Source organism: Stieleria varia (assembly GCF_038443385.1).
GTDB lineage: Bacteria > Planctomycetota > Planctomycetia > Pirellulales > Pirellulaceae > Stieleria > Stieleria varia.
Genome location: NZ_CP151726.1, coordinates 5,301,427 through 5,313,936, shown reverse-complemented (window position 1 = coordinate 5,313,936; position 12,510 = coordinate 5,301,427). Strand labels below are relative to the sequence as shown.

8 protein-coding genes are annotated in these 12,510 nt (G+C 57.2%); 3 read left to right on the top strand and 5 right to left on the bottom strand.

Features of this window, described 5'->3' with window-relative positions; translation table 11 throughout:
- Nucleotides 1–67: 67 nt before the first annotated feature.
- Entirely contained in the window at nucleotides 68–1,849 is a 1,782-nt protein-coding gene (araD, locus tag Pla52nx_RS17880; protein WP_231742277.1) for an L-arabinonate dehydratase, read from the top strand.
- Nucleotides 1,850–1,913: 64 nt separating this feature from the next.
- Nucleotides 1,914–2,843 (top strand): dihydrodipicolinate synthase family protein, encoded by a 930-nt coding sequence (locus Pla52nx_RS17875; protein ID WP_146521998.1) that lies wholly within the window; start codon nucleotides 1,914–1,916, stop codon nucleotides 2,841–2,843.
- 551 nt (nucleotides 2,844–3,394) lie between these two features.
- Here Pla52nx_RS17875 and Pla52nx_RS17870 read toward each other — a convergent pair.
- From Pla52nx_RS17870 to Pla52nx_RS17860, 3 genes are all read right to left on the bottom strand, one after another.
- Nucleotides 3,395–7,309, bottom strand: a complete 3,915-nt coding sequence (locus tag Pla52nx_RS17870) for an FtsK/SpoIIIE domain-containing protein (RefSeq protein WP_146521999.1) — start codon at nucleotides 7,307–7,309, stop codon at nucleotides 3,395–3,397.
- Nucleotides 7,310–7,366: 57 nt separating this feature from the next.
- Nucleotides 7,367–7,633 (bottom strand): hypothetical protein, encoded by a 267-nt coding sequence (locus tag Pla52nx_RS17865; RefSeq protein ID WP_146522000.1) that lies wholly within the window; start codon nucleotides 7,631–7,633, stop codon nucleotides 7,367–7,369.
- Between the two features lie 125 nt (nucleotides 7,634–7,758).
- Nucleotides 7,759–9,639, bottom strand: coding sequence for a hypothetical protein (locus Pla52nx_RS17860; protein WP_146522001.1), 1,881 nt, complete (start codon nucleotides 9,637–9,639; stop codon nucleotides 7,759–7,761).
- 391 nt (nucleotides 9,640–10,030) lie between these two features.
- On the opposite strand from Pla52nx_RS17860, the gene Pla52nx_RS17855 reads away from it, so the two are divergent.
- A complete protein-coding gene (locus Pla52nx_RS17855) occupies nucleotides 10,031–10,621 on the top strand; it encodes a hypothetical protein (protein WP_146522002.1) in 591 nt (196 codons plus the stop codon).
- A gap of 440 nt (nucleotides 10,622–11,061) precedes the next feature.
- Here the strand turns inward: Pla52nx_RS17855 and Pla52nx_RS17850 are convergent, their stop codons facing one another.
- Together Pla52nx_RS17850 and pyrE are read right to left on the bottom strand one after the other, a co-directional pair.
- Nucleotides 11,062–11,742 (bottom strand): hypothetical protein, encoded by a 681-nt coding sequence (locus tag Pla52nx_RS17850; protein ID WP_146522003.1) that lies wholly within the window; start codon nucleotides 11,740–11,742, stop codon nucleotides 11,062–11,064.
- A gap of 171 nt (nucleotides 11,743–11,913) precedes the next feature.
- The gene (gene pyrE, locus Pla52nx_RS17845; RefSeq protein WP_146522004.1) at nucleotides 11,914–12,471 is read right to left on the bottom strand and encodes an orotate phosphoribosyltransferase; all 558 of its coding nucleotides are present in this window, start codon (nucleotides 12,469–12,471) and stop codon (nucleotides 11,914–11,916) included.
- Between the last annotated feature and the right edge of the window lie 39 nt (nucleotides 12,472–12,510).

Here is a 12,510-nt window from a genome sequence, read left to right as displayed (position 1 = left end):
CGCGAGCTGGAATTCGTCAACGCGTTTGCATTTTGAACTCCTCCCTTTCCACCCTGAAAAATCTTCTGTGACCAACACACCCGACCCCGTTGATCAGCAAAACTCCGTCGATCAAACCGCTTCCGTTGATCAAAGGGATCCCACCCTGCTTCGCTCGCATCGTTGGTTCGGTCCAGACGACATGCGTTCCTTTGGGCATCGGTCGCGACTCAAGGCGATGGGGTTTGATGACATCGACTATCAAAATCGACCGGTTGTCGCGATTCTCAATACGTGGAGTGAACTCAATACCTGTCACTCTCACTTTCGCAACCGGGCCGATGAAGTTCGCCGGGGGATTCTGCAGGCCGGCGGTTTTCCGGTGGAGGTCCCAGTGATGTCGCTCGGCGAAATGCTGATGAAGCCGACGACAATGCTGTACCGAAATCTGTTGGCGATGGAGGTCGAGGAAGTCCTGCGATGTCATCCGATCGACGCGGCGGTCCTGATGGGCGGATGTGACAAGACGGTCCCCGCCATGCTGATGGGAGCGATCAGTGCTGACATTCCGTCGGTCTTTTTCCCCGCCGGCGCAATGCTCAGCGCGCGGTGGAAGGACGTTACCTTGGGCAGCGGCAGCGATGTCTGGAAATACTGGGACGAACGTGTCGCTGGTAATCTTTGCGATAGTGATTGGAAAGGAATCGAGAACTGCATCGGTCGCAGCGCGGGAACCTGCATGACCATGGGCACCGCCAGCACCATGGCCTGCGTCGCCGAAGCTCTCGGTTTTACTTTGCCGGGCGCCGCCGATATCCCCGCCGTCGTGGCCGAGCACTCGCGACTGGCAACTCGCACCGGGCGTCGAGCGGTCGAAATCGCATGGGAAAATCGAAAGCCCTCCGACTTCCTGACGGCACAGTCCATCGACAACGGATTGATGACTTCACTGGCGATCGGTGGCAGCACCAATGCGATCGTGCACTTGATCGCCATCGCCGGACGCCTGGGCATTCAACTGACGCTGGATCGATTCGACGAACTTTCACGCACGACGCCCGTTACCGGCGATATCCGCCCGAGCGGTCGTTTCCTGATGGAGGACTTCTACAACGCCGGCGGACTTCGTGCTTTGCTCAATGAGCTGCGTGACCTGCTGAACATGGATTGCCAAACGATCAACGGTATCACGCTGGGGCAACAATGCGACGGTGCGGAGGTGATCAATCGCGAAGTCATCCGTCCTCGTGACAACCCGGTCGCTCCGGCCGGAGGCACTTGTTTGTTGCGAGGCAACTTGGCACCCAACGGTTGCGTGATCAAGTCGATCGCGGCAGATCCAAAGCTGCTGCGACACCGAGGTCCTGCCGTCGTGTTCAACGATTACCCCGAGATGAAGTCCAAGATCAATGACCCGGATTTGGATGTCAGCGCCGACAGCGTTTTGATCCTTCGCAGCGCCGGACCGTTGGGCGCCCCGGGATTTCCCGAGTGGGGCATGTTGCCCATTCCCAAGAAACTACTACAGGCGGGCGTCCGCGACATGGTACGTCTGAGTGACGCCAGAATGAGCGGCACGAGCTACGGAACATGTGTCTTGCACATCGCCCCCGAAAGCGCAGCGGGCGGGCCGCTTGCGCTGGTCCAGACCGGCGACGAGATCGAAATCAACGTTCCGGAGCGAACCATCCACTGGCACGTCAGTGACGAAGAAATCGAACGCCGCGCCGCCGCCGCACCACCGCTGAAAGAACTGCCGCCACGTGGCTACGCTCACTTGTACGCAAAACATGTGGGGCAAGCCGATATCGGATGCGATTTTGATTTCCTGGTCGGTCGAACGCCCGGTGCGGAACCCGGTATCCATTAGTTCTTCCATCTCTCGGGCATTTCATTGCTCAAACTCTTTCCATCAACAAACCAAGAACACCGATATGCAAACCGCAGCCTTCAACCCAGCGCTCCTGCGCACCTCCGTTTTCGCCGTTCCTCCTTTGGCTCGCGATGCCAACGGGATCGTTTGCCCAGATGAAAACGAAAAGATCATTCGATACCTGGAGCAAGGCGGCGTGCGTTCAATCCTGTACGGAGGCAACGCGGTTTTCTATCACATGCGTCTGAGCGAATACGACGAGGTGCTCCGCATGCTTGCCCAGCGATCCGGGGACGAAACGGTCATCGTTCCTTCGATCGGTCCTGCGTATGGCGTGGCGGCGGATCAAGTAGACGTGTTGCGTGATCATGATTTCGGAACCGTGATGTTGCTGCCATCGCGTGACGTTGTCGATCAAGCGGGAATCGCCAGTGGGGTACGTCAGCTGGCCGAGCAACTCGGCAAACCCATCGTGCTTTATTTGAAATTCGATCGTTGGCTCAAGCCAAGTTTGATCAAGGCTTTGGAAGATGACGGTGCGATCTCGTGGATCAAGTATGCCGTGGTTCGTGACGATCCGGCTGACGATGACTATTTGCGTGAAGTGTTGGAGGTGTTTCCGGCTGAGCGTGTCGTCAGTGGGATCGGCGAACAACCGGCAATCGTGCACTTGAACGATTTCGGCGTCACCGGTTTCACCAGCGGTTGCGTTTGTGTTGCACCAAAACGTTCGATGGAAATGATGCACGCGATTCATGCAGGCGATTTGGAAACGGCGGAATCGATCCGCAAGTGGTTCTTGCCTCTGGAGGATTTGAGGAACGGAATCAATCCGATTCGTGTGCTGCACCATGCTGTTGCCGAAGCCGGCATTGCCCATACCGGTGATCTATTGCCCATGCTGAGCAACTTGAGCGCGGACGAGATCGCACAAATCGCCAAAGCCGTATCCGCGATGATGGTGGATGAAAAGAACGCAACAAGCGTATAGCCGCCATGCGATACAGAGCGTCCCGCTTAGCATGATTGTGTTGTCAAACGCTCGGTGGTGCCGTAATGCTGGGCTGATCAAGGTTTGGTGTTGACATTGTTTTTTCAGTCCATGTTTTTGTTCCATGCATCGCAATCAAAGTGAGCCTCAGGCGCTAGCCGTGGGCCAGCCCCACAATCCGCCTTAGGCCCACGGCTAGCGCCTGAGGCTCACTGGCAGTAGGGACAACGCCAAACTTTGAGCAGTCCACCGTAAGGCCCTGATACCACCGTGTTCTAGGCGGGACACTATCGCGCTGCGGCTTATGAATAATCCGGTTTAGCGTCTCGGAGTGAGCCTCAGGCGCTAGCCGTGGGCCGGCACCACCATCCGCCTCAGGCCCACGGCTAGCGCCTGAGGCTCACTGGCAGTAGGGACAACGCCAAACTTTGAGCAGTCCACCGTAAGGCCCTGATACCACCGTGTTCTAGGCGGGACGCTATCGCGCTGCGGCTTATGAACAATCCTGGTTAGCGTCTCGGAGAGACGCTTCTACGTGAAGCTCGTTCGGGCTAGGTTTCAGTGAGCCAACGATTGACGCTATCAGGGTCGGGGAGGTCGCATTGGCGGAATTTGGTGAGCCTGCCGTCGGACTCGTCGTAGAGTAACAAGGTTGCAGTGGAGAGATCAGACGCGGCGGGCGAATCGATCAGCATGGAGGAGTCTGATGCGTTGAGCCGTCCTAGCACCCGCAGCTCAAGATCATGATGGGAGGATCTTGGTAACCAACGATTGAGTATTTCTGTGCTGCCGCACACAAGGATGCAGTAGACGTTTGCCGGGGGACCGTCCTTTAAGATTTCACGCATGGACTGCGCCCCGTCGGCGCCGCCGTCGCTGGCGTCGAGCGAGAAGTTAAAGGTTTCTTCTTGACGTAAATCGCGGAACCGATCCATTGGATCGACGACGATCAAGATCGGTGGTGCATCGGGTGCGTCGTCACCTCGCTCGCGAACGATCTGGGCGATCCGCTGCATCTCCTTTTCACTCTCACGCGCTCGAACCACCGTGTGTTGGATGCCTGCGGTCTCTAGCCATGGAGTCAACGGCGTGGTTTCACTGGCACGATTGCCATCGAAGTAGACGACTTCCAGTCGCCGGTCCGATTTGACGAATCCGGAAATCGTCGAGCCGAGTAATCCCGGGCGTGCTTCCACCGACGGAATCATCAGCACATTGCGTCCCGCGTTGCGAGAAAGTTTCAATGCAACCGGCGGCCCGATTGCGACGGATTCTCCCAGCAAACCGCTGAGGTCTCCCAACGGCGACGGCGGCGAAGCCGCTTTGGCAAGCGCGGTGCTCCAACGTCCCGGTCGGTTGCCCTCAAAGATCACGGGCGGCGGTAGCAGATCGACAAATTCTTGGTCGCGATTGGCGATGTCGCGGAGCATTTGCTGGTGAACGTCGTTGGACAGCCAAGCGACTTGGAACGGCTGGTTTCCTTCGACCAATCCGCCCGCGTCGTTATAGATGGCTTCGCCAGGCCGAGTGATCAAGCGAGCGGCGGTGTTCTCGTCGGACAAGATGAGCGCGGCGTCAGACTCGCTACACTGCATCGCGATACGCACCGCCATTTGGCCAAGCGTTGCCCGTGGCAGGGAGTAGGCACCGGCGAGCGATTGACTGCTGAGGATCACGTGAATGCCGAACGAACGCCCCTGACGCACCAAGCGGTCCAGCAGCATCGAACACTCCGCAGCGACTTTATCGTCTCGGACAAACAGCTCCTGGAATTCGTCGACGACCAGGACAATGCGCGGCATCGATTTTCCGCTGACGCGTCGGTAGTCGCTCAGCTCTTGTGTGGAGCATCCGCGAAACAACTCGCCGCGATCTTGTAGCTCTTGGTCCAAGCGTTGTAGCACGCTGCGCCCAAATTCTCGCTCGCTTTCGATCCCAATCACCCGCGCGTGCGGTAGCTGCGCGTCGGCGTACGATTTGAACTCGACCCCTTTCTTGAAGTCCAGCAGGTAGAACTCAAGTTGGTCTGGGCGATAGTGAAACGCTCCTGAGGTGATGATCGAGTGCAGCAGAGTACTCTTGCCAGAACCGGTTTTGCCGGCGATCAACACGTGTTGTCGGACGCCTTCGCCCAAGTCCAACGCGATCGAGCGATTGCCGCCTTGGCTGCCCACGGTGATGCAGATGCCGTCGTCGGTGTTTCCCGAGGCACATTGCGAATCGGGCAGAATGTTTTGCAGCGGGATTTCGACCCGCGATGCTTCCACGGCAGCGCGTCCGACGTTTTCGGCCAAGGAGGACCGCATCTCCGATGGCGGTGGCGGCGCGGGGGTGAATGGCAGGTCGTCGAGTCCCTCGCACTGCAGCGTCCACTTTCCGGTCGCGTCGAGGTTGAGCTGCAACAAACGTTCGTCGTCTGGACAAGGCATGTCGCTGGTCCAAGGTTGGTCTGCGTCGACCACCATCAGGACGAACACGCCGCAACGCACGCCGCTTTCGATCAACGCTTTGAGGTGTTTGTACCCCGCACGCGTCAATCCCTCGGGGAGCCCGACGGCACCGACGGCGCGGTAGGGTTCCGCCATCGAGCCGGCGATTTCGTTGTAGTCTTCGATGCGTTGAAACTGGTCGCGAAGGCTGGATTGCAAGACATCCTCGACGTGCTGTGCAATCTCGCCCAACCGGGATTCGATCTGGTTTTCCGCTGCCCAGACGCGATGGCTGACCAAGGAAGGGTCATGGTCGGCCAGCGCCATGAAACTGGTGAAGTTCTGACCGCGGCCGATGGGGTCGATCAGCGTCAACTTGGCTCGTGAGCCCTGAACGCCGGTCAACAATCGCCATAGGACTTGATGCAACAAGTCCACCGCGCGTGGCATCTGTTCCTTCGAAGCGCGGATCAACAGCCCGCTGTGCAATCGACGGTGTAACGCAATGGGTAGTTCGGTGGGAAAGTCCGTGCCGTTAAAAACGCTTTCCTGGTCAGCATTCGATGAGCCCGACTCAGATAAGTCCGACCATTGCTGCGCGTCGAATGAACGCGTGAGTAGATCGTCGATCTTGAGATGCCCCACGGGGACGACATTTAATTGAGCGCGAGACGTATCGCCCCCATGGAGGATTTGTTCCCAGTCCGGATACTGGGAGCGGATCAGTTTCTCAGCGGCTTCGATGTGCCCCATTCCACCCTGGATGCCTTGACGCAAACGCTGGGTGACATGGGCGAGTTCGGCGCGTCGACGTTGCGCATTTTTTTCTCGTTGTTGCTGCAGCGATTGATCACTCTTGGATAACTCCTCCGTGATCCTCGCGGCCACTTGCTCAGCCTTGGCATTCATTTCGGTATTGATGCGTCCTTGTTGGATCTCGAATTCGGAATCCAGTGTCATCAATCGTGCGTTCAATTCTTTTCTGGCAGCTTCTTGTTCCGCGGTCAGTCGGTCCACCAGTTCCGACCACTGTTCTTCTTGCCAACGCAGAGCAGCGGCGAGGTGGGCATCGCGGCGTTGCAGCAGCTCGGCGGAAGTTTCATTCGCCATGTCGGTTGAGATTTTTCGACCAACGGCGGCGCATTCATCGGCTGCGATGGCGATCCGTTCCATGCGAGGATGCAGTCGTCGCGTCATCTTGCGCAGGGGCAACAGCAGAATGCCATAGATGATGATGCCGATCAAACCGATCACGCCGACACCGCCGACGAGCCATAGCCAAAGAGCGGCGGGCTGCGCGACAAATACACTGACGACCCAGATGGCAACGGCGATGGCAACGCCGGCGGGCAAATAGAATGAGTCCACGATCTTTGCCGTCGCGTCGGTCTGCATGTCCAGCAGCGTCTGCTGGCCTTTGCGAGAAAGTTGAAAGATCGTTTCGATCGTTTGCTGAACCGATGCCGGTGCCGGTTCGCTCATGTCCTCCTCTGGCGACTCGATGGGCGGCACCGGCGGCAAACGATCCAGTCGTCGGACGGTCAGTTCGCGGGCAAGGTTCAGTTCCTCCTGCAGCGGTTTGAGCGACTCGTTGATCTTGGCGATCTCGGCGGCGCGTTGTTTACCGGGGTCATCCTTGCGTTGTTCGAACTGATGCAGCACTGCCTCGCGTCTCGCGTCGACTTTTCGCTGCAACGCCGTTTTGCCCTCGGCCATTTTCTTGCGGTAAAGCGATGCCAAGCGATTCAGTTCCATCCGATGCCGAATCGCATTGGTTTCGTAATCCGCGATGAGCTTTTCTTCGGCATCGTCCCACTGAGTCAGCATGGAACGTCGCTGCTGGCGACACTCCGAAGTCACCGAGGAACGATCAGACATCAGCGATTCTTCTTCTCGCTGCATCTCCGCTTCGTGACGTTTGAGCAAGGAGCTTTTCTGGTCGGCGCTCGATCGACACCGTTGTGTCAAACCGCTCAGAAGCTGTCGTTGGCGTCCGGGGTGGAACAAACCGACGGGTGAGACCGATGAGTCTTTCATGGATGAGCACGCTGGGGGTCGTTACGCAGATTGATCAACTGCAGTGAAAAGCACCTCTCAGTATAGCTGATCGGACCCCTGAGCATCATCACGTACCGCAGTTTGCGCTTTTCGCAGGATGTCGGCAAACTCGTTGACCGCAGCGGTGAAGCGATTCAGACTCGGCCCCAATGCCCCGAGGTGTTCTTGCTCGAATCGGCGGCAACGATCGTCTCGCCAGTTATCCTTCGCATCTTGCCAGATCCGCGCAAAGTCCAGGAAGTCGCGTTTGAAGCGATTCTGTGCATCGATCAGCGGGCTGATGTTCAGTGGATCCAGTCCCATGACATTCTGTTGGTTTAGGAGGAGACAAGTACGTCAGTCTTTCTAGACTGACATACGAGTGCTGGGTGTCAGCCTGGAAAGGCTGACGTCCATTTGCTGACGTTCATTTGCTGACGCACAGCCGGTCAAAGGGTCAAAAGGTATTCGATCAGGTCGGCGGTTTGGGACTCGGTAAGCGGTGCTCCACCGGATACTTTTTCGGGGCTGTGCAGCTCGTTCAACAATCGCTGCAACGTCTTTGCTCGACCGTTGTGCAGCCATCGCGTCTTACGATACAAGCCGCGTAGGGAGGGTGTGTTGAAACCATCGTACAGGTCGTCTTCCGAACCAAGCCCCACGTCGTGGTTCTCGCCGTCGGTGAAGTGATCGCCAGAGTGGCAATCCGCGCAAGCCGCGTTGGCGCTTTGGAACACTTCTCGGCCTCGCTGAGCTGCGTCCGAAAGCTTGCCACCGGAGGCTGCCAAGAACGGATTGGGGGGTTCGGGCATGAAGTCCAAGTACGCGATCAAGGCTTGTTTGTCGTCATCACTGGGGGCTGCACCTCGCATCGTCGTCGTGATCGATTTGTGCATCGCGTCGGTGAGATCTGTTTGCCAACCGTGCCAAGTCCATGGTCCGGTTTTGGTCACACCGTACAAGGGCAACACGGATTTCAAGGTCATCTCGGTGCCATCGTTCAACGTGTCCATCGGTTTGGAGTTCACGCCGCCGTCTTGATGACAGGAGTGGCAACTGTACCACTGATCTAAACTTCGCTGGCCGTCGTAAAACACCGCCATCCCGCGACGCTCCAATGTCTGCTCTTGGGGGCCACCCAAATCGACTTCGTGCTCCACGCGTTGTGTACTCAAGTCGACCCACTGAATCGAATTTCGCAAGTAGTTGGCGACGAAAACAGTTTGACTGTCCGCTGCAATGCGAATGCCCATGGGACGTCCGCCCAACGGGATGCGAAAGAAACGCTTGCGATCAAACTGGAGCTCTCGCTCGATTAAATCGCCCGGGCCACCCGTTCCCACAAACGGCAAGTCATTCAATCGATAGACCAACAACTCATGCGTTCCCGAGGCCGAGGCAACCAAGTGTTTTGTATCTGGCGTGATCGCCAAACCATGCGGGTCAGCGACAGCCATCTCTGGCACGTCCAGCGAGATGGCTTCGCGATACGCCGGCCCATCCAAACGCACACGACCGATGCGACTGGCCAAGACCCATCCGCGGCGGATGTTGCCCACGGTGATCGGGTTGGTGCGATAGACCATCCAGGGAAAATACGCATAGAGTCCATCCTCTGACGTCACCATGTGACCAAGGTTGATCCCTCCCGACAAAGGTTCTTCGTATAACAGTTCGCCCGACTGTGTGTCGACGACGCGGATTTCACTTTCTCCGCTGCAGCCGACGGCGAGTCGCGAACCATCGGGTGAAAGCGTCAAGTAGCGTGGCCATTGACCGACCGCGAACTTTCGAGTCATTCGCAACTCGACCAAATCCAACTCGGCGACTTCGCCCGTCGCGTTCAATCCGACATAGGCACGTGTCCCTTCCGCGTTGACGGCAAGCCCGTGGGGGTGAAATCCGACATCGATCCCGCCGATCCTCTCCAACTGATCATTCTGAATTGCAAACACGACGACTTCGCCGGACCAGCCACAACTCACCAAAACTCGGTCGTCGGGCGTGATCGCGATCGCCGACGGATGCTGCCCACAGGCAACTTCGTCCACCACGCGGCGATTCGCCACGTCGATCAGCGAGATGCTATCAGAGGTTTCGTTGGCCGAAACGATCCAGTTGCCTGACGAGTCGACGACCAAGTCGACCGGGGATCGATCGATTGCGGACTCAATCGTGGAAGTCGAAACATTGGGAGCCAAGACATTGGTAGATTGGGCAACACAGGGGGAACCGGTTGGCAACGCAAGGGCAACGCTCAAGAAAGCGAAAAACGCCTTATTCAGCGTATCTCGCAGGGTGAACACGGTCAATTTCAGGAGCGAAAGCATGAGCGGGCTCACGGCGGAGGGATTGTCGCGCGGAACGGGTCGCGGAGGGTGGGGTTTCAAAAAAGCGGAGACTTCGAGGCCAAAGGTGGCGGATCAACAGACTCAGAAACCATCTCCTATTCAAGACCCTTTGTAGGGGCAAATCAAGTAGACTGTCTGCATCACTGGAACCCCAGCGTTCGGACTTGCGACCGCACGGTGCATTGTAGGTATCGCGAACGGTGGCAACGAGTGACCCGCGTAACTTGTCCGGCGCTATGCCAGGGCATACCATGTTTCGCAACAGCGCAGGACGCGGCCTTCCTGGACCAAGACGGTCACTACAGAATACCCCCTGAAGCAACGCAGTTCGCGTGCTTCCCTCCCCCTTTCCTTACCAAAAGGACAGAAAATGAAGAATCCGATCGTGATGACTCTCTCCGCGTTGGCATTCCTTGTCGCTTGCACGTTCTCCGGAACCGCAACCGCCGAGAAAGCAGCCGAGCAACTGCAAAGCGGCCCCAAAGTAGGCGACTCCATCGGCGCGTTCTACGTGACCAAACTCTGTGGTGCCGAAGAAGACGGCGTCAGCGAAGGCAAGAACTTGTGCTACCGTTGCAAGAACGCCTCACGGCCTCAGGTCATGGTGTTCACCCGCTCGGCTGATCCTCAAGTCGCCAAGCTTGTCCAAGAGTTGGACAAAGCGATCGCAAAGAACGAAGACGCACAGCTGCGTGCCTTCGTGAACTTCATGGGCGATAGCAAGGAAGACGTTTCTGACACCGCGAAGAAGTTTGCGTCTGAGAGCAAAGTCAAGAACATCCCATTCGTGCTGCCCAACGAATTCGAAAACGGTCCCGATGACTACGGCATCAACGCCAAGGCCGAAGTCACCATCGTGATGGCCAACAAGTCCAAGGTGGAAGCGACCTATGCCGTTGCCAAAGCCGACCAACTGGACGTCGACGCCGTTGTCGCCAACCTGAAGAAGATCCTGGAGTAATCCAGGGACATCGATTCGTCGATCATGTGACAAAATCGAAAACGCGGCGTGGCCCACCACGCCGCGTTTTTTTAGGGACATGCGGAAAATCAGTGTCCTGTCTTTTTGCCAACATCACGCGAGCGATGATTGCTACGTGGATGTTGCGACACTTATTCCCCGCAAGTCCCTTATGCTGGACTGCTCAAAGTTTGGTGTTGACATTGTTTTTCCAGTCCATGTTTTTGTTCCATGCATCGCAATCAAAGTGAGCCTCAGGCGCTAGCCGTGGGCCGGCACCACAATCCGCCTCAGGCCCACGGCTAGCGCCTGAGGCTCACTGGGGGCCACCAACTGCGCCGGCAGTAGGGACATAAACTTGCGCAAACCCAAAAAGAATCAACACCAAACGTTGAGCAGTCCACCCTAATGCGCAAGGATTATCGTTTGACCCGCAGCCTTCAAGCCGATTTGCGATAGGTGATCCCGGACTTCGTACGACCGGTTGCCTCAATCGCATTCGTCTTACGTAACACATAAGCAATCTTCTGCGCAAACCATCGTGGCCGTTCCGTTGCGGCGGCGATTTGCGAGGTGTCAAACGCGTCGGCATCCGATACGCACGCTTGCGATAAATTCGCCAGTTTCAGCAAGTCTGACGGGACCCGCAACTCGTACGTTTTCTCGATGGACTCCAAGCTGACATCGAGCACCCGGTAGTCCTTGTGCCAGGAGCGGCGTCGTTTTTTCGCGTTGGGAACTCGCGTTTGTTCGACGTGGATCATCGGGACTTCGACGACCAAGTTCTCGTGTGGAAAAACACGTGTGAAGTAGATCAGTTCATCGAACAAATCCAGAACGTCGCCGCGTTTGGGGCTCAAACGTCGCGAGACGACCGCACCGCCTGACCGCGTTTTCTTTGCAATCCGTGTCCGTGCAATGATCGGCTTGACCACACGCAATCGATGGCACCGTAGCAATTGGGTGGCCTTGGCGCTGATCGCAGCAAGCGAAGCACATTGGATCTCGATCAGCTCGTCATCGCGAACCGCGTCGATTCGATAGTCCCCCATCACGACTTCCGTCTGCGTCAGATCGGTGGCGTAAAGCTGTTTGAGCTGACGGTGGAGAGTCGTTTCCATGATGACGCGTTTTCCTTGCTACCGCACGCCCCTGAAGCATTTTGCTTTGCTGCAGCGTAGGACATACCAGCACGAAGCGCAAGCGAGTGAGTGCGTCGCCAATTCACTCGCTTGCGCTTCGTGCTAGTGTCTTTGACTGTCAGAATGCAGCACAACGCTGCCCTTCGCGGGTCACTCCGGTTCAATTCCGAAGTCACGGATCGTGGTCAGCGTCGTCAGCTTCAGCCCCTTGGCTGCAAATGCGGCTTCGCCTCCGGCCAACCGATCGATGATTCCGATCACCTCGCGGACCTTCAACCCAAACGCTTCAGCCGCCTCGACGGCTTTGATCGCGCTGCCACCGCTCGTGATCACGTCTTCGACGATCACGACTTCTTGACCAGGCTCAACGGGACCCTCGACTTGTTTTCCCATCCCGTGGCCCTTGGGTTCTTTTCGAACCATGAACCCCTTCAGCGGCAAGCCACGTTGACCGGCGATGGTCACGATGGAGGCCGTGATGGGGTCCGCTCCGATGGCCATTCCTCCCACCGCAGCAGGCAAATCACCGGCCGCTTCGATCACGCTCAGCATGCCGGCGGCGACCAGATTTGCACCCTGGGGGTGCAGCGTGATTCGTCTGCAATCGAGGTAATAGGACGCCTTTTTGCCGCTCGCCAGTGTGAACTCGCCACGCTGCAGGGCTTCCTGTTCCAAAATCTGAATTAATCCATCACGATCGTATTGCATCGCTCGTCATTCTCCGTAGGTGTACATGAATGTGACAGT

Excerpts from the sequence above, each read along its gene's own strand:
- Pla52nx_RS17875 (WP_146521998.1), top strand. The coding sequence starts at position 1,914 with ATGCAAACCGCAGCCTTCAACCCAGCGCTCCTGCGCACCTCCGTTTTC.
- pyrE (WP_146522004.1), bottom strand. The coding sequence starts at position 12,471 with ATGCAATACGATCGTGATGGATTAATTCAGATTTTGGAACAGGAAGCC.
- Pla52nx_RS17860 (WP_146522001.1), bottom strand. The coding sequence starts at position 9,639 with ATGCTTTCGCTCCTGAAATTGACCGTGTTCACCCTGCGAGATACGCTG.
- Pla52nx_RS17855 (WP_146522002.1), top strand. The coding sequence starts at position 10,031 with ATGAAGAATCCGATCGTGATGACTCTCTCCGCGTTGGCATTCCTTGTC.
- Pla52nx_RS17865 (WP_146522000.1), bottom strand. The coding sequence starts at position 7,633 with ATGGGACTGGATCCACTGAACATCAGCCCGCTGATCGATGCACAGAAT.
- Pla52nx_RS17850 (WP_146522003.1), bottom strand. The coding sequence starts at position 11,742 with ATGGAAACGACTCTCCACCGTCAGCTCAAACAGCTTTACGCCACCGAT.
- Pla52nx_RS17870 (WP_146521999.1), bottom strand. The coding sequence starts at position 7,309 with ATGAAAGACTCATCGGTCTCACCCGTCGGTTTGTTCCACCCCGGACGC.